General features: G+C 38.6%; 19 protein-coding genes. 4 read left to right on the top strand and 15 right to left on the bottom strand.

From position 1 onward, the window contains the following. Window positions 1–196: 196 nt before the first annotated feature. From M3197_RS02370 to M3197_RS02315, 12 genes are all read right to left on the bottom strand, one after another. Window positions 197–1,375: a glycosyltransferase family protein gene (locus M3197_RS02370; RefSeq protein ID WP_251658405.1), complete on the bottom strand. Its 1,179-nt coding sequence runs from the start codon at window positions 1,373–1,375 to the stop codon at window positions 197–199. A 71-nt stretch (window positions 1,376–1,446) separates the two neighbouring features. After that, window positions 1,447–2,571: a glycosyltransferase family 4 protein gene (locus M3197_RS02365; protein ID WP_251658404.1), complete on the bottom strand. Its 1,125-nt coding sequence runs from the start codon at window positions 2,569–2,571 to the stop codon at window positions 1,447–1,449. A 31-nt stretch (window positions 2,572–2,602) separates the two neighbouring features. After that, window positions 2,603–3,706, bottom strand: a complete 1,104-nt coding sequence (locus M3197_RS02360; protein WP_251658403.1) for a glycosyltransferase family 4 protein — start codon at window positions 3,704–3,706, stop codon at window positions 2,603–2,605. 34 nt (window positions 3,707–3,740) lie between these two features. Next, entirely contained in the window at window positions 3,741–4,472 is a 732-nt protein-coding gene (locus M3197_RS02355; RefSeq protein ID WP_251658402.1) for a GNAT family N-acetyltransferase, read from the bottom strand. 12 nt (window positions 4,473–4,484) lie between these two features. Further along, a complete protein-coding gene (locus tag M3197_RS02350) occupies window positions 4,485–5,114 on the bottom strand; it encodes a sugar transferase (protein WP_251658401.1) in 630 nt (209 codons plus the stop codon). Between the two features lie 13 nt (window positions 5,115–5,127). Further along, complete coding sequence (locus tag M3197_RS02345) at window positions 5,128–6,345, bottom strand: DegT/DnrJ/EryC1/StrS family aminotransferase (protein ID WP_251658400.1); 1,218 nt, start codon at window positions 6,343–6,345, stop codon at window positions 5,128–5,130. 314 nt (window positions 6,346–6,659) lie between these two features. Next, window positions 6,660–6,884, bottom strand: a complete 225-nt coding sequence (locus M3197_RS02340) for a hypothetical protein (protein ID WP_251658399.1) — start codon at window positions 6,882–6,884, stop codon at window positions 6,660–6,662. Between the two features lie 35 nt (window positions 6,885–6,919). Next, on the bottom strand, window positions 6,920–8,263 hold the full coding sequence (locus M3197_RS02335) for a glucose-6-phosphate isomerase (RefSeq protein ID WP_285851046.1): 1,344 nt from the start codon (window positions 8,261–8,263) through the stop codon (window positions 6,920–6,922). Window positions 8,264–8,310: 47 nt separating this feature from the next. After that, window positions 8,311–10,143, bottom strand: coding sequence for a polysaccharide biosynthesis protein (locus M3197_RS02330; protein WP_251658398.1), 1,833 nt, complete (start codon window positions 10,141–10,143; stop codon window positions 8,311–8,313). A 235-nt stretch (window positions 10,144–10,378) separates the two neighbouring features. Then, window positions 10,379–11,143 (bottom strand): tyrosine-protein phosphatase, encoded by a 765-nt coding sequence (locus tag M3197_RS02325; protein ID WP_251658397.1) that lies wholly within the window; start codon window positions 11,141–11,143, stop codon window positions 10,379–10,381. Window positions 11,144–11,324: 181 nt separating this feature from the next. Beyond that, window positions 11,325–12,029 carry a CpsD/CapB family tyrosine-protein kinase gene (locus M3197_RS02320; RefSeq protein WP_251658396.1) on the bottom strand — a complete coding sequence of 235 codons (705 nt, stop codon included), beginning with the start codon at window positions 12,027–12,029 and terminating at the stop codon, window positions 11,325–11,327. A gap of 5 nt (window positions 12,030–12,034) precedes the next feature. Continuing rightward, the gene (locus M3197_RS02315; RefSeq protein WP_251658395.1) at window positions 12,035–12,757 is read right to left on the bottom strand and encodes a YveK family protein; all 723 of its coding nucleotides are present in this window, start codon (window positions 12,755–12,757) and stop codon (window positions 12,035–12,037) included. Window positions 12,758–12,895: 138 nt separating this feature from the next. Here M3197_RS02315 and M3197_RS02310 point away from each other — a divergent pair, with 138 nt between their 5' ends. Next, a complete protein-coding gene (locus M3197_RS02310) occupies window positions 12,896–13,690 on the top strand; it encodes a hypothetical protein (RefSeq protein ID WP_251658394.1) in 795 nt (264 codons plus the stop codon). Between the two features lie 242 nt (window positions 13,691–13,932). Here M3197_RS02310 and M3197_RS02305 read toward each other — a convergent pair whose 3' ends face one another. Continuing rightward, window positions 13,933–14,958, bottom strand: a complete 1,026-nt coding sequence (locus M3197_RS02305; protein WP_251658393.1) for an acyltransferase — start codon at window positions 14,956–14,958, stop codon at window positions 13,933–13,935. 431 nt (window positions 14,959–15,389) lie between these two features. Between M3197_RS02305 and M3197_RS02300 the strand changes: the two genes are divergently transcribed. From M3197_RS02300 to M3197_RS02290, 3 genes are all read left to right on the top strand, one after another. Further along, complete coding sequence (locus M3197_RS02300; RefSeq protein WP_251658392.1) at window positions 15,390–15,863, top strand: VanZ family protein; 474 nt, start codon at window positions 15,390–15,392, stop codon at window positions 15,861–15,863. Window positions 15,864–15,951: 88 nt separating this feature from the next. Continuing rightward, a complete protein-coding gene (locus M3197_RS02295; protein ID WP_251658391.1) occupies window positions 15,952–16,188 on the top strand; it encodes a hypothetical protein in 237 nt (78 codons plus the stop codon). A 91-nt stretch (window positions 16,189–16,279) separates the two neighbouring features. Continuing rightward, window positions 16,280–16,768, top strand: a complete 489-nt coding sequence (locus M3197_RS02290; protein ID WP_251658390.1) for a YflT domain-containing protein — start codon at window positions 16,280–16,282, stop codon at window positions 16,766–16,768. 67 nt (window positions 16,769–16,835) lie between these two features. Here the strand turns inward: M3197_RS02290 and M3197_RS02285 are convergent, their stop codons facing one another. Both M3197_RS02285 and M3197_RS02280 read right to left on the bottom strand, forming a co-directional pair. Further along, window positions 16,836–19,337: an S-layer homology domain-containing protein gene (locus M3197_RS02285; RefSeq protein WP_251658389.1), complete on the bottom strand. Its 2,502-nt coding sequence runs from the start codon at window positions 19,335–19,337 to the stop codon at window positions 16,836–16,838. Between the two features lie 245 nt (window positions 19,338–19,582). Then, the gene (locus tag M3197_RS02280; RefSeq protein ID WP_251658388.1) at window positions 19,583–21,337 is read right to left on the bottom strand and encodes a phospho-sugar mutase; all 1,755 of its coding nucleotides are present in this window, start codon (window positions 21,335–21,337) and stop codon (window positions 19,583–19,585) included. Between the last annotated feature and the right edge of the window lie 4 nt (window positions 21,338–21,341).

Below are 21,341 nucleotides of genomic sequence, written 5' to 3'. Positions count from 1 at the left end.
CGAATTTAACTTTATGAAAATGTGACTTATAATGGGGATAAAAATATAATACAAAATAAATGCAACATGAAAAAAAATGAAGCCGTTCAGTACTTTCTTCCGTTTATATTGATTAACTAAATTATATATTGTTATAAGTAGTAATAAACTATATAAAAGAATAACTAGCGAAGTTACCATTAAAAACACTCCATTTTTAACACTTATCGTTTATGTTAATTATTTCATTTGCAATATTCTCGGGACTAAAATCTTCCACCACAAACTTGGTGTTTTCAAATTCTTTATTCTCTATTTGAAGAACTTTTTCAAAAATTTCAACCTTATTGTTATTCGCAAAAACATATCGATTATACTTATTAAATGTTTTTATCAATACATCGTTTTTCCCGTCAAGTATAAATAAGATTAACTTATTGGTGCCCGAATATTGATAAATTTTACCCGGAATCTGTGTCCCTTTATTATTACTTAAATGAACTAAGACATCTGATTTCCTTTCGAAATCTTTCGTTTTTTTAAAGGATACCCTTGGATAAACTTTAATACGGTCTGTATCCTCAAGTATAATATCACTTAACCCACAAATGATTAATTTATGTTTAGAATGCTTAATTGCCTCATATAGAGGTTTAATATCTCTAATTTTTGTTGAATAATCACCGCAATATAAAAATGTTAACGATTCTTCGCAAATATTACTATTTGGATATATCTCTTTCTGCACATAAGGAATTGGTATAAACACCATCTTTGATGCATAGTATGAATATAGTTGTTTTTGATCATATAAAGTTAATTTTGATACATAGATTACCTTATTAGCATATTTCAAGAGTTTTTTCTCTTCTTTTTTTATCCTTGAATTTAACATTTTACTGCTTCTTGTAATATCTGATAAAAATGGATCACCCCATATTTGTATCCACGGCGTTTCATCAACTAAACCATTTTCATACATTCTGCTAACGAATAGATGTGAAGACTTAGGATCCGAAGAAGATATAATTAAATCGTACTTACCATCCATAATATCCATGTGATTCTTTGTAGCATAGTTTGCCAACCCTTTAAGATTGTCATAAATTTCGAAGAGCATAATTACTTTGTAAGCTATATTTTTTAACGGTTGAATTGCCTTAAACTTTCTACCGAACTTTGCAATTTCCTGTATACCGCCCAGCTTAAAATAGCGTACATTTAGATTACTGTTTGATAAGCTCTTGTCATAATTTGAATGGTTTTTATCAAACTCAGTAGTTATTAAATCTACATCATGGCCTAAATTTAATAAACCTTCGATTGTCGCACGATTTCTTATGGAAGCAGACGTGTTAATCTCTAACGGTCTAGATACCACATATAATATTTTCACTAAAAAGTCTCCTCACTTTAAGGCTTTAAGTTCAAGATGATAAAGCAAGTGAAGATACAATAAATCAACATTTATAAATCTTTGTAAAGATTTATTAACCTTACTTCCATCTCACCCCAACTATATTTATCTTTATACAAGTTCTTCATTTTTGTCGATATATTATCCCATTCAGACTTCCGCACCACAAGATTCCCAACAGCATCTTCTAAGCTTTCCATGTTGTATTCAATAATATTACCAATATCATGTTCAGCTACTAAATCATCCATACCAGTTTTTTTCACCATAATTAATGGCTTTCCTAACATTAAAGATTCGTAAAATTTATTCGGTGCAGCATAATAATGATTTGGTATCTGCGGGTCATAAATAGCAATCATAATATCACAACTATTTTCTAATTCTAAAGTTCTATGATATGGAAGTTTTCCATAGAAAAAAATATTATCACATTCCTTTGCTACTTCCTCTAAATATTGCTCATACTCTCCAAATCCACCTACATGAAACTCATATTGAGGGTTTCTTTTTACTATTTCTACGATTTCCCTAATAAATCTTCCTTTCCCTAGAATCCCAACATAAACTAACTTTGTCCTATTAGGATTTAAATTAAGTTTTCGAAAGTTAACTCCTTGTTCCGCTGGTGTATTATGAATTACAGCTAAACGTATAGGGCTAGTCCCTTCAATCTGCTCTCGTCTTTTGTCCGTACATACAATTACAGCATCCGCTGTATTAATAATGTGGTGGTCTTGATATACAATGTACTTTTTCATTTTCTTCGGCACACCAAATGCATCGACATAATAATCAAAAATATCATATACGAACTTTTTCTTCAGTTGCTTTGCTACTTTACTTGATATAAAGGCAGTGTCAAAGTCACAGGCATGAATAATATCATATCTTTTTTTGTTTTTAACTAACCAGTTAAAAACTCTTATTTGAAATTTCATCAATGGCCACAAGTTTTTTCGCATTCCACCACCATAAGAGGCTGGAATACCAAAACGATAAATTTTAACACTACCAGATTCTAGTTTTAAGAACGTTTCCTCTTGGGTATATCTGGAACTTCGATCCCATGCTAGAATTTCCACTTCATATCCTGCTTTTACAAGACTATTCACTTCTTTTTCTACCCTAGAATCAGGATCTACAGGATTAGAACGTAAAAATATAACTCTCATTCATAGTCTTCCTTTTCCTATTAAAATTGTGTTATAGTCCGCGATAAATATCTCTCATTTTCTCTCTCACAATACTTATATCATATTTTTTCACTTCATCTTTATTTTTTGCGCCCATTGATTTACGTAATTCCTTATCTTTTACCACCTTTTGAATAGTTTCTGCAAATCCACCAATATCCTCTGGATGTAATAAGTATCCGCCAACACCGTTTTCAATTAAATCTGTATTTCCTCGAATTTCAGAAGCGACAATTGGTAGTCCTGCAGACATGGCCTCCATAACAGATACAGGTAATCCTTCTTGATAAGAGGGGAATATAAAAATATCAGAAGCAATACAAATTTCTTTTATGTCATTCCTGTAACCTAAGAATTTTACTTTTTCTTGAATTCCTAAAGAAACCGTAAGGTCCTTTAAATAGCTATCTAATTCTCCTCGACCACAGATTAAATAGACGAAACTTTCATCTTTCAGTTTCTCCAATGCTCTTAATGCAGTCTCATGATTTTTTCGTTTAATCATCTCACCAATAGAGAGCAATACGACTGTATCTTTATCTATCTCTAATTCAGTTCGCTTTTCCTCACGGCTATAAACTGTAACATTAAACTTAGATGTATCTACACCGATACCTGGAACATAATGTACTTTGCCTGCTTTAAATTCATTAGCTTTTTGAAAGTCCTCTTGGTTTATCGTGATAAGATGATCTGTACATCTCGCCATAAATTTCTCCACTGTATAGTAGACTGCCCAGTTAATAAATGGGGCACCTTTATAAAAATGAAAACCGTGTGCCGTATAGATTACAGGCGTAACTCCTAATGACTTCGCAACTAGTCTTGCTATTACGCCCCCCATAGGAGAATGACAGTGAATGGCATCGAAATGCCCAAATTTCATTACCTCTTTAAGCTGCTTATAGGCTTTTATATTTTTTAGAGAAAACGGGGAACGATTAATATCAAAAGGGTGTCTAATAATACCTAGAGAATCCAGCCTTTCATTTGCATCACTAAAGTTAGCAGCAGCATGTACTTCAAACCCCAATGATTTTAAAACTTCTATATTACCCTGTTCAAATAAATAAAACTGTCTACTTACTGTTGAGACAATTAAGATTTTTTTCATTTAAAACCTCCGAAGTAATTACAATTTCACATTTTTATATATTCCATAAATGGTATACTTGATGACACCCCACCTGCTTACAACCAACCTTATGATAAAAATTAATAGCAGCCATATTCCGCACTTGGGTGCCTACTTTAATCTCCTTAATACCTCGTTGAAATGCATGGTATTCAACTGATCGGAATAAACTTGAACCAATACCTCTTTTAGTTGAAGACTTGGCTGCAGCAATTAGCTCTACGACACAGGCATTTTCTGAGTAAGAGTGTAATAGAAAACCGTTTAATCGGCCTTGTTGTTCCCATGATAAGGCATAATACTTATTTGACTTCTCAAAAGAGTTCATAAGCCACTGAAGGTATACCTTATCCCCACCACGTTTAGCCAATTGGGGATCTTCTGTAAACTTAGAAAACTGAAAGTCAGCCATATCCACTATCTGGTCATTTTTTTTAAAACCTTGATGTACAGTGATATTTCCTGGTATTACATAATTACCTTCTACTTTTTTTACAAATTGAATATTTACATCCGCCAAAAATGCTGAAGTATCCCTTCCAATAAACTGTGAATTAACAGGTTCTGAATCTCGATTCTCTATAGAAATAAATTGATAGTCTTTAAATCTAACTAGAAGTTGCTCCCATTCCTTAAGTTCAAGTGGTCTATATATTATTACTTTTGCACAGGTAACATCAAAGTACTTTGTGTCCCACTCCAAGTTATAGAAGGAAATATCATCCTTTTTATTTTTATAACTCATATATATCGCCTCCTACATCCCTACGCTTTTGTTACTAGTTGTTTTTGTACTTTTGTCATTGACATATACATCTTCACGCTTTAAAACCGACACTGCTGTTTTAAAAAATATTTTTACATCAAGCCACAATGATAAATTATCAATATAGAAAATATCGTTTTGAATACGCTCTTTCCACGGTACAGTATTTCTAAAATATGCTTGGTTATACCCCGTTATACCTGGTCTGATTTCTAATTTACATTCTTCATTATCTTTATATAGTTTTCTATGTTCTGGCAAGTCAGGTCTAGGTCCAATAATACTCATATCACCCTTTATAATGTTTAACAACTGTGGTGTTTCATCAATACTTGTTTTACGGATAAACTTTCCGATCTTAGTTAATCTAGGATCATCTTCTGAATTAAAAGTTGATCCATCATCATTTCTTAGGTCAGGAGCATTTATTTTCATGGAACGGAATTTATACATTTTAAATACTTTTCCATCCTTACCAAGCCGTGGAGCATTGTAAAAAATTGATCCTTTGTCTTGAAAGTAAATAATCGGCCCTATAATCACTAGAATAATTAACCAAAATGGCAGGGCTACTAAAGCTAAGATAAAATCAAATACTCTTTTAAAGAAGTTCTTATACATCTTGTAACCCACCTTAAACATCACTTAGAACTTTTTTAAAATTCTCAACCACATATTTTACATCCTCATCACTCAATAGAGTATGAAGCGGAAGTGTGACTTCATTTACATATTGCTTATAAGCATTTGGGTATTCGTGAATATCAAACCCTAAATTCTTATAAGCTGTAAACATTGGTAATGGCTTATAATGGACGTTACATGCAACACCCATCTCAGCCATTTTAACGATTATTTCGTTCCTCTCTTTTTCGTTAATTCCGGGTATCCTCACTAAATAAAGATGACCTGATGAAGCAAAGTCCTTACCAAAATGTTGCACACTTTCAATACCTAATGGTAAAAGAGCTTTATCATACAACTCAATAATCTCTTTACGTCTTGCCATCAGATCTTCATATCTATTAAGCTGAATTAATCCTAAGCCAGACATAATGTCCGTCATATTACACTTATAAGCTGGATAAACAATATCGTATTCCCATGCACCTATTTGAGTTTTGGCAAGCGCATCTTTAGACTGTCCATGCAGACTATATAACATGAATTGCTTATAAATCCACTCATCTTCTAACCCAATATCATTACGCCATACAACTGCCCCACCTTCAGCCGTTGTAAGATTCTTTACTGCATGAAAAGAGAAGCAAGTAAAATCAGCGACTTGTCCGCATTTCATCCCTTTTCTTTTAGCACCAAAAGCATGAGCAGCGTCCGTCATAACAATTACTCTACTAAATAACCCTTGTACTTCATTATTAGGTTTAAACAAACTCTTATTATTTTCTACTATTTCGTAAATGGCATCGTAATCGCACATCTTACCAGCTATATCAACAGGTATTATAGCCTTTGTCTTTTCAGTAATTGCATCAGCAAGTTTTGAATAATCCATTTCAAATGAGTCTGGGGCTGTATCGACAAGTACAATTTTTGCTCCAACATGTTCAATAATTGATGCGGATGCCGTATAGGTGTAGGCTGAGGTGATAACCTCATCCCCAGGTCCTATTCCTAAAATACGAAGAGTAAGCTCCATAGAGGCTGTAGCAGAGTTTAAGCACGCAGCTTTATTTACACCAACATATTCAGCAATTCTTTTTTCAAACTCTTTAGTTCTAGGTCCAGTCGTGATCCAACCGGATTTCATCGCCTTTATAACTTCATCAATCTCCACATCTGTTACATCCGGTGGAGAAAAAGGTATATTTCTTAAATGAGTATCAATCATTTTTATTTCCCCTCACTTTTTTTTAGTTTGTTAGGACTTAATTGGAACATAATTTTCCAACTAACTACTAACCCACCAAAAATGTCATCTAAGTTCCATACTCACTGCCAAACAAACATTCAATAAAACAAAAGAAACTGGAGTAGCACATAGCTAACAAACTGTTCTCACATTCATCACTCTTACAACCAAGGCACTGCCATATCTTCCGCATTATATTCAACCTCATCTTCACTAAGCCGTCTATAAGGCATCTCTATAAAAGCATTCGTCCCCATAAGCTTCTAAAACACAACCCAAAATGTTTATATCATTCACATAAGCACAAAAACAGCCAGCAACTCAACAAGCGTCAATCCGCTTTCATTCATAAGCTTTTCCTTATAAATTACAATTTCCATCACCGCTCCTCTAAAAGCAACAACAAAAATAAAAAAAAGGGCATCCAACCCCTCCTCACACCATACCAACGATAACAACAACGCATCTAAGGCAGCAGAATCACTTCCACCACCCACAACATAGCCGAGTACCTCCATTGATAAAGGTCAGGAGACATCGCCTAAACACTCATTCACGTATCTCCATCTTCCAATACCGCTTCCACATAACCCGGCTTCCCCAACAACCGAAACATATTCCGCTTATACAACTCAACCCCAGGCTGATCAAACGGATTCACACCAAACAAATACGCACTCATTGCGCAAGCTTTCTCAAAAAAGTAAACCAAATACCCAAACGTAAAGGCATCCAACTCCGGAACTTCAAACACCACCGCAGGAACACCGCCTTCCGCATGTGCATCCAATGCCCCTTCAGCAGCTTTCCGGTTCACTTCATCTACTGTCTTCCCAACCAAATAATTTAATCCGTCCATATCTGCTTCATCGTACTCGATAGGTAGATCTTGCTGCGGTTTCTTCACCATAACAATCGTTTCAAACAAATCCCGCTGACCTTCTTGAATATACTGACCAAACGAATGCAGATCCGTTGTGAACGTAGCCGATGCCGGGAAAATTCCCCGTCGCTCTTTCCCCTCGCTTTCTCCGAAAAGCTGTTTCCACCACTCTGCAAAAACTTGCATGCTTGGTTCGTATGCGACAAACAACTCGATCGCCATACCTTTCTGGAACAGGATATTGCGAATAACTGCATATTGATAAGCACTATTTTCACTAAGTTTTTCAGTCATAAGTTCTTTTTGGGCTAGTCGGGCACCATGCATTACTTTTTCAATATCGATTCCTGCTATAGCCATCGGCAATAGCCCGACTGATGTCAGTACAGAATAACGGCCGCCAATATCTTCAGGTATCGTGAACGTTTCATATCCTTCAGTTGTTGCCAGCTGACGCAATGCACCGTGTGTTACATCAGTCGTTGCATAGATCCGCTTACTCGCTTCTGTCTTGCCATACTTCTCTTCTAATAACTTACGAAAGATACGGAACGCGATGGCTGGTTCAGTCGTCGTTCCAGACTTCGAAATCACATTGATAGAGAAGTCTTTCGCTTCCAACGCATCCATCACTTGCGTCATATACGTGGAACTTAAATTCTGTCCAACAAAAATAATCTGAGGTTGTTTTCTTTTAAATTCAGGAAGTGAGGTTTTGAAGGGGTGCGTCAGCATCTCAATCGCTGCACGAGCACCTAGGTAGGAACCGCCGATCCCAATGACGAGCAAAATATCGCTCGTCTCTTGGATATGCTGTGCGGTTTGTTGGATACGGGCAAATTCTGCCCGATCGAATGTTTCGGGGTAGTCGATCCACCCAAGGAAATTTCGATGGATGCTCTGTTCACTATGCATTTGTTCATGGATTGCTTCAACTGACTTTGTCAGGAATTCAACTTCGTAACTACCGAAGTGAGGAATTGCTTTTGAATAATCAAATGTGATGTGTGTCATGATGAACCCTCTTCTCTTCAATTTACGTTCATTGAATCCCTAACTCATTAAGCCATCGTCAACTTCTCAGCATCCAACTCCACTAACTTCCGATTCGCCAGCCCAATCAACGTCTCTTTCATCTCTTGTATCGCCATCTCAGGAAGCTTATCCAATACATACTGCAACTCCAGCGCAGTAATTGGAGTCGCTTTCCCAATATAAATCTTAGGGAATACGTATTCACTCTGCCGCTCATTCGGATTCATCAGCTCTTCATATAGCTTTTCTCCCGGCCGGATCCCCGAATACTGGATTTCAATTTCACCATCTTGATATCCAGACAGCCGAATCAGGTTCTTCGCTAAATCCACAATCTTCACCGGTTCTCCCATATCAAGGACAAATACTTCACCCCCACGAGCCAGAGTCCCCGCTTGGATGACTAATCGTGATGCTTCAGGAATTGTCATGAAATAACGAGTCATTTTAGGATCTGTTACCGTCACAGGTCCACCTTGTTTAATCTGATGTTTAAATAACGGGATAACGCTCCCTCTAGAGCCCAGCACATTCCCGAAGCGCACAGCAGCGAACTTCGTCTGGCTATTGCGTGCCAAGTTCTGAATAATCATTTCAGCAAAGCGCTTCGTTGCCCCCATCACGTTCGGTGGGTTGACGGCTTTGTCTGTTGAAACTAATACGAAGTGCGGAACGCCATATGTATCAGCCGCTTCTGCGACATTTTTCGTTCCGAAGATGTTATTCTTTACCGCTTCTCTTGGATTCGCTTCCATGAGAGGCACATGTTTGTGTGCTGCCGCATGGTAGATAACATGTGGTGCATGCTCTTCAACGATATTGAAGATACGTTCCCGATCTTGCACATCCGCAATCACTGCAACCAGCTCAATCGATCCTGCAACTTTTTCTTTCAGTTCACGTTCTATCAAGTAGATGGAATTCTCACCGTGTCCTACGAGAACAAGTTTACTAGGATTGAACTTACTCACTTGCCGGCAAATTTCTGATCCGATAGAGCCGCCAGCTCCTGTGATCATAATTGTTTTGGCAGTGAGTTTGCTTTCAATCGATTCCATGTCGAGTTTCACTTCATCACGACCGAGCAAGTCTTCAATCTTCACATCTTGCATATCCGATACAGATACTTTCCCAGTCATTAAATCTTCAATCCTTGGAATAGTTTGCGTTTTGACGCCAGTCTTTACACATCGCTGAATGAGTGTCGTCATTTCAGACTTAGGCATAGAAGGAACCGCGATCACAATTTTAGCAATCTCATTGTCGTTCACATAGTCTTCGATGTTTTGGGTGCCCCCGATTATCGACACGCCATGAATTTCAAGTCCTTGTTTCCGTCGATCGTCATCCAGGAATGCTACAGGTTTCATACCTGAGTCCGGATTGTTCGCCATTTGACGCACTACTATCGTACCGGCTTGTCCTGCACCGATAATGAGTGTTCGTTTCATGGATTCTGAATTATTCTTAATCATGCTGTCACGTACAACACGCCAAGAAAGTCTCGATCCACCGATAAGCAACAAGTGTAGCATCCATGTAAGGAACAAAGCCCTCATGTTGATGTGCTGGGTTAACACCAGCTGCACTACCATTACGACAAAAATTGATAGTGTAATAGCTTTAAAGATTGCCTCCAATTCCCCAATTGACGCATACGACCATACTTTCCGATACAGTCCATAACGCCAAGCAAAAAAGTGATGTGCAAGAGCGATGGCTATCGCACTTGCGATCACCACTTCTTTTGTGAAAACGTGAAAATCCGGTTTTAATATAAAATATCCAAAGAAAATGGATGATAGTACAATAACGGTGTCAAGTGCGAACAGCATCGTCATCCTTCTCTTCATCGTCACACGCTGCCACTCTCCTTCGAGTTGTGGTTTGGAATTTTCGATTCTTTCCTAATTTTAGCATGCAACAGTTGGAATATCTATGGAAAGCCCAACATTTCGACAAATTACCTACTTACTTTCCTCACATTCTCTTCACAAAACATATGAACCCTCAAGTTTCGACAAGCTTTCTACATAGTTTCATTGCACTCTGAAAGTAAATTAACTTGGTTTCAGAGGATTAGGTCACATTGCATCAGAAAAACCACCATTTTTTCCGTTTCACTAGGTCTTGAGCTTCAAGTATAGTCAATCTTTCGTTTTTCAGGAGTAATTCGTTGTTTTCTAGTACTAAGTCCGCATACTCCCCAAGCTTCTTCTTTTCTAACACATCAAGCCCTTTTTCGAAAAGTGGTGGTCTTACTGTAGTGTTATGTGCGTCTGATCCGTAAAGGTGGATTAAATTTGCTTCAATCAGCTGAAACGAAAGCTTTTGAATGTTTTTCCCAAACGCTCCCACAACACTTCCAGCCGTAATTTGTGCGAGTGCGCCTGCTCGAACAAGTCGTTCTAATCTTTCTGGCCGCTCAGCTATTCCACGATTTCGTTCTGGATGAGCAATGATAGGAGTAATTCCTTCAGACAATAGCTGATTAATGATGGAAGTTGTATAGGCAGGTACAGAACCTGAAGGAAGTTCAAGTAATAAATATCGAGAATCTGCCATCGTTAGGACTGTTTTCTTCTTCAGCTTCTCCACAAGGTCGTCTGCAAGTCGTACTTCTTGGCCATTATGTAATGTAACTCCAATGCCCGAGCTCTCTATTATCTCATTCAACAGTCGGACCTGACTCCAAACTTCTTCAGCTTCAACATTAAATTGAGGATGCAGTGCATGTGAAGTAGCAATAATATCCGTAATGCCTTCCTCACGAGCAATTTCAAGCAGTTTCATTGTTTCATCAACTGTACCTGGTCCATCATCTACTCCAAACAAAATATGCATATGTATATCGATCATTTAGATTAAACTCCTTTATAATTAGTGATTGAAAGTTGCTAACACTTTTATACCATTCGCCTTCATTTTCATCCTCATCCTCTTGCCTGTCATATCATATCACTTCAATCAATTCAAAATGAGCACAAGGTATATAGATTTTTGTAATTAACGTAATAAAAAAAGAAGGCTGAATGCCCTCTTATTCTGCAGTTCCATAATATTGATAATAGTAATGATCTTTTGCTAGTGTGTAGTTATTCATCAAAACACCTAGAATTCGTGCATTTGCAGATTGCAAGGTCTCTTTCGCTTTTAGTGCCGCTTCCTTCTCTGTTGAACCCGTATTAACAACTAAGATTGTTCCGTCGCATTCATTCGAAAGAATTTGTGCATCCGCAACAGATAATAACGGAGGTGCATCAAATACAATTAAATCAAAGTCATTATTAAGTTGTTCAATCAAAACTTTCATTGTGCGCGACCCGATCAACTCAGCAGGATTAGGTGGAATTGGACCACAAGGCATCAAAAACAAGTTCTCAATTTCAGAATCGATAATTACCTCTTGCATCGTCGCCTGTCTTGTTAATAAAGAAGACAAGCCCCTACCATTATTAATGTGAAAAGTGTGATGCATGGTTGGTTTCCGCATATCTGCATCGATTAACAATACTCTTCGCCCTTCTTGCGCAAAAACGATTGCAATATTAGCAGCACTTGTTGATTTACCTTCACTTGGTGAAGAAGAAGTAAATAAAATTGACCGCAGATCATCGTCTGTAGTTGAAAAGTGAATATTGGTTCGGACAGTACGATATTGTTCAGAAACGATAGATTTTGGATTCTCGACTGTGATTAGTTTGCGTGCTGCTTTTTGTATCGACTGATTCTTTTTCTTAACCATCGAGTTCACCTCTTATTCCTTCTCTGTCTAGTTACAGGTGTCGGCATTAATTTGTCTGAAATCGGACTTACTAGACCTAGTATTGGCAGGTCCAAAAAGTCTTCCACATCTTCTTCCGTTTTAATTGAAGTATCTAGATATTCAAGTAAGAATGCAACACCAACACCAATCATCAATCCAACTACTAAGGCTATCGCCATATTCAACTTCGGATTTGGCTTGACAGGAGAAGGATTATCAGACATTTCAGCAGGTGACAATATATTCACATTATCGACTTTCATTAGTTTCTTAATCTCTTCCTGAAACACTTCACCTATTGTATTCGCAATATCTACTGCCATGTATGGCTCAGGGTCTGTGACACTTATATTTATGACTTGAGAGTTTTGAGCACTATCTACTGTTATTTTTTCAGTTAGCTCTGTTGGAGTTGTATCCAATTCAAGTTTTTCAATGACAACTGATAAGATTGCTGGACTTTTTATAATAACATTATATGTATTGATCAACTGCAAGTTCGCCTGTATGTCTTGAGAATTAAATGGTTGTTGTTCTACTTTTTCTTGATTTACTAAAATTTGAGTAGATGCTTGATATATTGGTGTTAATACTAAATAACTGACTATACCTGCTAATGTAACTGCAAGAATGGCAATTGCAACAATCATCATTAGCCTCTTTTTCAGTACAATTAGTAATTGCTGTAAACTAATAGTCTCTTCCATGAAGTCCCTTGTTCCCCTTTACGAATAGATTGTCAAATCTTGCAACAGTATAGCATAATGTGAAAAAAATTGGTACATTGTTTACTGAATATTATGCTATAGTAATCGTATTCTAGTACAAGTTAGGAAGGAGCTCCTATGAAAAAAGGTATAGTTTTTTTACTTATTATAATGATTATTTGTGTAGGCAGTTTGTTTTTTAGCGCCACTGTCTGGAAAAACAAAATTCAAAAAGCATCTGAAATTTCACCTGGAAAGACTGTTGTTTCAAAAGAGGATTTATCAGGTAGTAAGGATAGCAAACTAGAAGATGAAGATTTTCAACTGTTACTCGAAAATTCATTGAGCAAAACAGTTATCCCTGAAGTTAAAGACTTGTTTATGAACCGTTTTTCTAAGAATGAAGAGGTAAAGATACTTTTAATCGGATCTGAACCCATGAAACCAGTCTCCGAAAACTTTTCAAAAAAAATACGTGATACTTTTCAAGATCGAGTAACCGTTGATGAAGTAACGAGCGACTTAACCTCAACTGATTTTGTAAACCAAGAAATGAATGAAATAGACTGGTCCAAGGAATATGACATCGTTCTATATGAATCATTCACTTTAAAAAACAACGGATTGGTTGTCATAGAACAAGAACATGAAGATTTACTTTCTGTTCAAGCCAAAGCCTTAGAATCTAACGAACAAACGATAGTCTATGTGACGCCTCCTCATCCAATATACAAACCCAATTACTATCAAACACAAATTACATCACTTGAAAATTTCACACGCGATCGTGACATCTTATATATCAATCATTGGCCCGATTGGCCACCTACAGACTCAGATGAAATCTTAAATTATGTAGATGAAGACAATGTAATGACTGATAAAGGGATAGATGTTTGGTCCGATGCATTGATACACACATTTTTAAAGTAAGATTTATCGAGCATTAGCAATATCCTAGAATACTTAATTCTTATGTAGGTTCAACGAAAATCTCCATTACCCCTTACAAAATAAGCGGATTTTCTCGACATTGTAATCTCGTTCCTTTCATTATCGAGAAAAGTGTAAAGACAAAGTGCCCATCACAAAATCTCGGATGGGCTTTGATTCTTTATTTTGCAGATACTTCATAATAACTAACGTGACCAAATTACATCATATGCCATCAGTCCTTAAGGTATAATCCCTCTTAATACGGGCATTTTCTTGATGAAACGAACCAGTATTGTACTAATCGTAACGACGAGTAGTACTTTATAAGGAATGCCGATAATCGGATGCAAATCGAACCAAACAAAATCGAATTTTTCGTAAAGCGTCTGCATAACGAAGACATGGATAAGATAGATTCCAAAGCTTGCTTGGCTAATGATAGTTCCGATCCAAGGTACCTTGAGTGTACCGATTTTTGTCGACTTGAACAGCATGAAAAGCGCAACAGCCATCAACAATACGTTTGGAGAGTGTTCGTCATACCAAAACTGTTCGAGTGGTTCATCGATTTTCAACGACTCGTGATAAGTCATGAAAAATGTCGTTATGAAACCTGCTACGCCTCCTATGTACATTGCGATTCTCCATTTCATCTGGAAATCAAACATAAATAAATAATAGCCCAGCACGTAATAACCTATGTAATGGGTCACGAAGAATAATTCGATTTCAAAACGATACCCTATGAAATATTCGAGCCAATTAGAAAAGATGGATGTAAAAAGCCAAAGTATTAAAAAATACTCAATGTCTTTACGCTTAGCGTGCTGAATCAGGATTTTCAGAAGGGGCGTAATGATATACAATCCTGCAATCATATAGAGAAACCATAGGTGATACACGATGTCATCGGTTGCGAATCGTTTGATGAAGTCAGCAATGGAAAACGTTATTTCATCTTTTCGTACTTCGTTCGAATAATAAATGACACTCCATGCAAACAGCGGAATCAGGATTTTCGCTAACTTCTTTTTCAAAAACGACAATAAGATGATTTCCCGTTTACTACTAAGCATGAGCGCTCCACTGATCATGACAAACATCGGCACTGCCCATCTTGAAATCGCTTCATAAAAATTGCCCGCCATCCATGGACTTTTATAATCTTGGGCTTCATCTGTCACAATCCCCGCCGAAACGTGAATTGTCACAACCGCAAGTGCCGCAAGAATGCGGAGCCAATCCATATAGACAAGCCGTTTCATAGTAGCCCCTCATTTCACTCATTATGTATATGTTCCCTCTCTTATTCCCCTTCTTCTACAGATGCTAACTTGGTTATGCAAATTGTAAGCTCTCTGTAATAGTAGGTATCCGCATCAGCGACGGTATTGTACTATGTTTCAAGCGGTCTCAGCGAAACTTAGGCTGCCTTCCACTTCGTACAACGGAAATGGCTAATATTCATTTTTAGATCTAAGTCCTTTGTCACTTGTAGGCATTCCCCCTTATTCAGCAGTAAACTCTATCTTTTCCTGATTCAACGAAAGCCACAGCGCAGGCGACTGCTGAGGTCGCCGAAGCAAAGAGACAAGACGCACTTCCTTGGCTCTTTGCGAAAGGCATCCTCCAGCGCCAAGCGGTCTCACACCAGTTCCCCCCTGCACAACCGCCCAAAATATGTTATACTCGCACCATGAAAAAACTAGTCGTCGTTGTACTACTCATTGGCATTATCGCAGGGCTCTTCATCTCCTCCAGTCAAACCTACGAACAACAAACGATTGTTCCGAAACTGCAACAACTGCTGCCTAACCAGCCGCTCAAACAACCGTTATCCAAATTGCAGATTCCATACTGGGGGAAAACCATCTCAGTCGACGAACGTGGCTATTACTACTTCATCGAATTTCTAGTACGGAAAAGCGCTCACTTCTTCACATTCGGTGCACTCGCTGTTGTATTCTATTGGCTCTTGCCCAAAATGAGACTCCGCTTCTTCCTGGCTGCATTCCTTACACTTCTGGCTGCCTCGGCTGATGAATTCCATCAATCGATCACAGGAGGACGCACCGCAACTTGGCAAGACGTCATGCTCGACATGTCGGGAGCACTCGTATTTTTAATCATCATTCAACTTTTCAAACTTTTACGTTCCAAATCACGCTAAACGTGGACTAGGGGCTAAACTAGACGGGCAGCCTGCATCCATTGAGGCTGCCCGTTTTTCTTTTTATATTTTTGAAAGGATGATTCCCATGAAAGAATTTAAAATCACGTATTTTTTCGACGAAGAACACTATATCCGACGATTTGTTCACTATGAATCAGCAAACGAAGTCATCGCACTACTCACAAGTGAACGAGACCGCTATATTTCATTTTGGGACAGTCGGGAAATTTACCATGAACTGAACACTGCAAATGTCCGAGTCATTCAATTTTCGGAATACCATCGTGACAATCAGTCAAACCCTCTTTTAATTAATAGATAATTCAATCTTCTTGTTTCAGGTTAAGCGTAAAGGGTATCTATAAACAAAGTCTCCTAGTATACACTCTTAACCCGAATGGAGGAAATTGAAGATGAATCGAGAATTTGCTGGAGTTTTCCTTAGCGAGAATGAGCTGCTAGATAAGATTCATGAACTGCACATTAACGGAATCGCCGAAAAAAATATGTATGTGGTTACAAAAGACAAAGAAGATGTCTCAATCGTTCGCGGAATGACAGAAGCTGAAATACAAAAAGCGGACGCCTCATGGTGGGATCGATTCACAGCATTTTTATCCGATGAACAACCTGCTCGAAAAGCATTGACCCAGATGGATTTGACTGAAGATGAGAAAGATCGCTACCTAGCGGCTGTCGAGAATGGTGCCTTCTTATTGTATGTAGATAAAGGAGATTTCTGGGACGCATCTGATCATGATAAAGGAGACCTGACTTCTGCAGTGACAGAAAAGAAGGATCTGGGTGTTTTCAATATTCCTGAGAGTAATGAAATGCTGGAGCGGGATGTTGGTGCTGAGGATCGGAATGTGGATTTGCGGGATATCCCTACTAAGTACTGACCATAGATATAAATTTAAGGTTTGAAAAAGGCTCTCCGCTTTTGCGGAGAGCCTTTTCGAATTCATCTTATTTTGTAACTGTAATATTCATTGGTACAGAAAGCATGTTGCCATTATTGTCTTTAATGTCCATTGTGTCAACCGGCTTCAATGTGATGCCTTTATTGATTTGCTCATTTGTGAGCTTATCATTAAGTGTAATGACTGCTTCATTTGTATTGTTATTCACTGCAGCATTCACTTTTAGAGCTGGTGTCACCGGCTTACCATCCACAAGAACCTCAAAGTCATGGCCGGCTCCGCCTGTTACAGCTTCAGAAAATGTCACCGTGATTTTATTTGTGTCTGTCAAATCAGCCGTTGTAACTGTAGGTGCGATATTCTCTTTCAGAACAATAGTCTTGTTCCATGGAGCCATAACTTTTGTTGACCCAAGTGCTTTGACGTTTTGAATCGTCATTTCCCGCTCGCCATTGAAATTGCTTGATCCTGGAGTCAAGTTCAGAACAGCTTGTTGCGTCCCGCTTTCATCAACTGGAAGAAGTATAACATTGTCGATTGTTGCTCCGTTTATGGAATAGTTCGCTTTATTCACTGCGGTTGCTCCTTCTACCGCTTGATCGAAAGTAACGATAACTTTGTTGTTATCTTTAGCATCCTGCTCAACAGTATTAACAGCTACTACTTTCGTATTTTCAGGTGTACCGTCAGCAACACGGGTGAATTTCAAAGCACCTGTAGTTTCTTTCAAGTCAACATTTGCAACAGACTTGATCCCTGCCAATGTGTACGTTAAATCATACGCTGCACCTTCAACATCTTTACCTTGCAACAAGTCTGTCAACGCTACGCGGACTACTTTCTTGTTCCCTTCCTCTTTATACGTAAGAGTCTTGGCATCGGTTGCCGTTACAGGTGTAGTGATATAGTCTTTCACATATTTACCTTCGACAGAAGCAGTAGCAGTAGCTAATTTAACGTCCTTATCGAAAGTGAACTCAGCGTATTGCTTCAAAGTCTGTGCGTCCGCCACAACATTCACAGATGTGACTGCTGGAGCTTCCGTATCTTGGGTGAATGTCACGACTTTAGAATACTTCTTCCCCTCTTCTCCACTTAAATCCTTATAGTTGTCTATGGCCACCGTTTGTGCAGTTGTGAGGTCCCCTTCTGTAGTTACAACATATTGAAGTGGGTTCTCCGGATTCACTTCGACTTTAGTTGCTGCAACTCCACCTACTGTTACAGATGGCTTCTCTAACAACTCTTCAGAGAACGTTACAGCGAATTGGTTTGCACTTGTCTGTTCAATCTTATTTACGGTTGGTGCTTGTCCGTCCTTCATACCTTTTATCAATTTAAGTTCAGTCGGATTTGGTGAAATAAGATTGCCTGACATATCTTTCGCTGCAACCATTTGCACTTTTACAGATTTGCCAGCTTCAATACTTGCCGGAAGTTTGAATAGTACCTCTGAATCGCCTTTTTCAAATTCAGTTACTACACCATCGACTGTTTTTCCGCCTTCATCTTTGTATGAAATTGAACCTAAAGTTTGCATTGGCTCAGAGAATTTCACCTTATATTGGGAAGCGTTCACTTTTTCAGTTGTCAGTACTTTTGGTGCAGTTTTATCTGCAGCGATTGTTACGACTTTAGAGAACTTTTCAATCTCTTTGTTATCCGCTGCTTTCAATTTATCGATAATGACAGTGTACTCACCTTTGACAACATCACTTGTTGTCACAGTCAATGTTTTACCGTCTTTTGAAAGTGAACCAGTAGCCGTTTCAGCAGTGTTACCTACTTTAGACATCGTGAATACGCCATCTTTGAACTCGCCCGTTTTGCCATCTTTGAACAAGCTTTCTGGGTTAACTGCATCTGTGAATTTCACTTCAATTTGTGTACCGTTAACACCTTCAACACTCTCAACCTTGTATTCTTGAGCTGTAGCATCAAGAGTTTCTAGTCTATGCAAGAAGATTGCTAGCTCACCACGTGTAATAGATAGCCCCGTTCCGAAACTAGTATCTGTCTTACCCGTTGTGATTTTGTTGTCGACTAGTGCCGCAACCGCTTCTTTATAACGCGTGCCCACATCGCCGAATTTCACGTTCGCTGTGTCACCTTCGATACCGTAAGCTTTTGAAAGCATAATTGCTGCTTCACCGCGTGTAATTGAAAGGTCAGAACCGAATGATGTATTGGTTTTACCATTGATAATGCCTTTTTCTTTCAATGCGCTTACATATTTAGTTGCGCGAGCCGGCACATCACCAAATGTTGAAGCAGGTGCGTTATTGATTTCATCTTCAGTTAGAGTCGCTTTAGCGATGAGAACTGCAACGTCTACACGTTTAATATTTAATTGTGTGCCGAATTTAGAATCAGAGATTCCTTGTGTAATATTGTTTTCTACTAAATAGTTTACAGCGTCTGCATAACGATCGCTGACGTCTGAGAATTTCATTTCTTTTGCGGATGCTGCTGGTACGACTGCAGTTGCAACAAGTGTAGCTGTAGCTGCTGCCGCAACAAATTTAGAGTAATTATTAGACTTTTTCATCAATAAATCTTCCTCTCAAACTAAAAATTGAATTCTATTCATTGTAAAGTAGAATAGAATTCTATTGCATATTAATACCCAATAGAATAGTAGTGGTAAACATTACGTTCACACCATAAATATTCCAATAACATTACTTTTTTCACAAAATTATTTCGTAGATTACTACACATTGTTTCTTCTTAAATATTAACTAGTTTAATTGACAGATTAAAAGAAGACTGCGCATGCAACGCAGTCTTCTTTTATTTATATAGAGGTTCGACTAGTGCCAAAATCGCTTTTTCGAGCGCTTCACACTTATTGACGGCGTCCATCCCGCTGTTACCACGAACACCGATATAGAATTTGCATTTTGGCTCCGTTCCAGATGGCCTTGCGCAACACCAAGACCCATCTGCAAGGCGGAATTTCAACACATTGGATTTTGGTAGACCTGTTGGCTGTTCCGTTCCGTCTGTTGATAGAATTTTGCCTGTTTCATAATCTTCAATTGCTACTATTTCAATGCCCGCAAGATCTGTAGGTGGCGTATTCCGTAATGTTGTGAGCACTCTTTCAATCGTTGCCACGCCTTCTTTGCCAGGAATCGTAATTGACTGTAGCGATTCTCTGTAATAACCGACTTTCGCATAAAGCCTTTTCAGTTGTGCATGTAACGAACTTCCTTGACTTTTGTAGTAGGCAGCCGCTTCTGCTGTGAGGAGCGCAGCTTGTACGGCATCTTTATCACGTACAAAATCTTCGATTAAATATCCGTAACTCTCCTCATATCCGAATAGAAATTTGAATTCTCCTGATGCGTTATATTCTTCGATTTTCTCAGCAATGTACTTGAATCCTGTTAGCGTATCCTCTGTAGCGACACCATATTGTTCAGCAATCGCACGCCCCATTTCTGAGGTGACGATCGTTTTCAACAGGAGCCCATTAGCCGGTAACGTTCCTGCTTGTTGACGCTGATCTAGCAAATAGTTTAACAGCAATGCACCAAGCTGATTGCCTGTCAGTAAATCGTACCCTCTTGTCGGCAAAGCGATTGCTGCACCAAGACGGTCTGCGTCGGGATCAGTGGCAAGTAATAAATCTGCATCTACTCTTGCCCCGAGTTGGATTGCAAGCTTGAAAGCTTCCTCTTCTTCCGGATTCGGATAAGACACCGTGGAGAACTCTGGATCTGGTTGTTCTTGTTCAGGAACAATTGTTACTTGTTCATAGCCGAAGTTGTGCAACGCTTGTTGAACCGGGACATTACCTGTTCCGTGAATTGGTGTATAGACGATGTTCACTTTATCACGAGGGAACTCTCCTAATTGTAGGTTTTTCAATTTTCCCTGGTACGATGCATCCATTTCTTCAGATAGGAACGTGAGCAAACCAATTTCCTTTAATCCGTCTTCAGAAAGAACTTCAATAGAGAAAACATCTTCAATTGCTTCCATATGACCTACAATCGCAGCTGCTTTCTCAGGGGGCAGCTGCCCTCCGTCTTCCCCATATACTTTGAAGCCGTTGTATTCTTTTGGATTATGGCTCGCGGTAATGACTACACCACTGAATGTAGCCAATTCGCGGACAGCGAAAGACAGTTCAGGTGTCGGCCTTGGTTCGCTGAACACAAACGAGCGGATGTTATGTGCTCCAAGGACTTTCGCTGTCTCGAGTGCAAATTCTCTCGACTGGTGGCGCGTATCATATGCGATAGCGACACCCCGGTGCTTGGCGCTTGGTCCATGTTCGTCAATCATTCTGGCTAGCCCTTCAGCTACTCTACGAATCGTATATCGATTTATGCGATTTGTACCTGCTCCAAGTAATCCACGCATGCCGCCCGTCCCAAATTCCAACCATTTATAAAAACGATCAGAAATCTCATTTTCACTTTCTACAACCGCTCTCAATTCACTCTGAAGTACATCTGGCAACTCGTTCTGACCTAACCACTGCTGAAACCTATCTATCACTTCTGTCACAACCTTCGCCCCTTTAACTATTTTCATTTTT

Origin of the sequence: Sporosarcina aquimarina, from assembly GCF_023715615.1 — a bacterium.
Classification (GTDB): domain Bacteria; phylum Bacillota; class Bacilli; order Bacillales_A; family Planococcaceae; genus Sporosarcina; species Sporosarcina aquimarina_A.
The sequence above is the reverse complement of the archived record's forward strand: the minus strand, read 5'-3'. Positions and strand labels throughout refer to the sequence as shown.

Bases quoted from the DNA above. Each gene is read 5' to 3' on its own strand.
- M3197_RS02365 (WP_251658404.1), bottom strand. From the start codon at position 2,571: ATGAGAGTTATATTTTTACGTTCTAATCCTGTAGATCCTGATTCTAGG.
- M3197_RS02360 (WP_251658403.1), bottom strand. From the start codon at position 3,706: ATGAAAAAAATCTTAATTGTCTCAACAGTAAGTAGACAGTTTTATTTA.
- M3197_RS02355 (WP_251658402.1), bottom strand. From the start codon at position 4,472: ATGAGTTATAAAAATAAAAAGGATGATATTTCCTTCTATAACTTGGAG.
- M3197_RS02350 (WP_251658401.1), bottom strand. From the start codon at position 5,114: ATGTATAAGAACTTCTTTAAAAGAGTATTTGATTTTATCTTAGCTTTA.
- M3197_RS02345 (WP_251658400.1), bottom strand. From the start codon at position 6,345: ATGATTGATACTCATTTAAGAAATATACCTTTTTCTCCACCGGATGTA.
- M3197_RS02340 (WP_251658399.1), bottom strand. From the start codon at position 6,884: ATGGAGGTACTCGGCTATGTTGTGGGTGGTGGAAGTGATTCTGCTGCC.
- M3197_RS02335 (WP_285851046.1), bottom strand. From the start codon at position 8,263: ATGACACACATCACATTTGATTATTCAAAAGCAATTCCTCACTTCGGT.
- M3197_RS02325 (WP_251658397.1), bottom strand. From the start codon at position 11,143: ATGATCGATATACATATGCATATTTTGTTTGGAGTAGATGATGGACCA.
- M3197_RS02320 (WP_251658396.1), bottom strand. From the start codon at position 12,029: ATGGTTAAGAAAAAGAATCAGTCGATACAAAAAGCAGCACGCAAACTA.
- M3197_RS02315 (WP_251658395.1), bottom strand. From the start codon at position 12,757: ATGGAAGAGACTATTAGTTTACAGCAATTACTAATTGTACTGAAAAAG.
- M3197_RS02310 (WP_251658394.1), top strand. From the start codon at position 12,896: ATGAAAAAAGGTATAGTTTTTTTACTTATTATAATGATTATTTGTGTA.
- M3197_RS02305 (WP_251658393.1), bottom strand. From the start codon at position 14,958: ATGAAACGGCTTGTCTATATGGATTGGCTCCGCATTCTTGCGGCACTT.
- M3197_RS02300 (WP_251658392.1), top strand. From the start codon at position 15,390: ATGAAAAAACTAGTCGTCGTTGTACTACTCATTGGCATTATCGCAGGG.
- M3197_RS02295 (WP_251658391.1), top strand. From the start codon at position 15,952: ATGAAAGAATTTAAAATCACGTATTTTTTCGACGAAGAACACTATATC.
- M3197_RS02290 (WP_251658390.1), top strand. From the start codon at position 16,280: ATGAATCGAGAATTTGCTGGAGTTTTCCTTAGCGAGAATGAGCTGCTA.
- M3197_RS02285 (WP_251658389.1), bottom strand. From the start codon at position 19,337: ATGAAAAAGTCTAATAATTACTCTAAATTTGTTGCGGCAGCAGCTACA.
- M3197_RS02280 (WP_251658388.1), bottom strand. From the start codon at position 21,337: ATGAAAATAGTTAAAGGGGCGAAGGTTGTGACAGAAGTGATAGATAGG.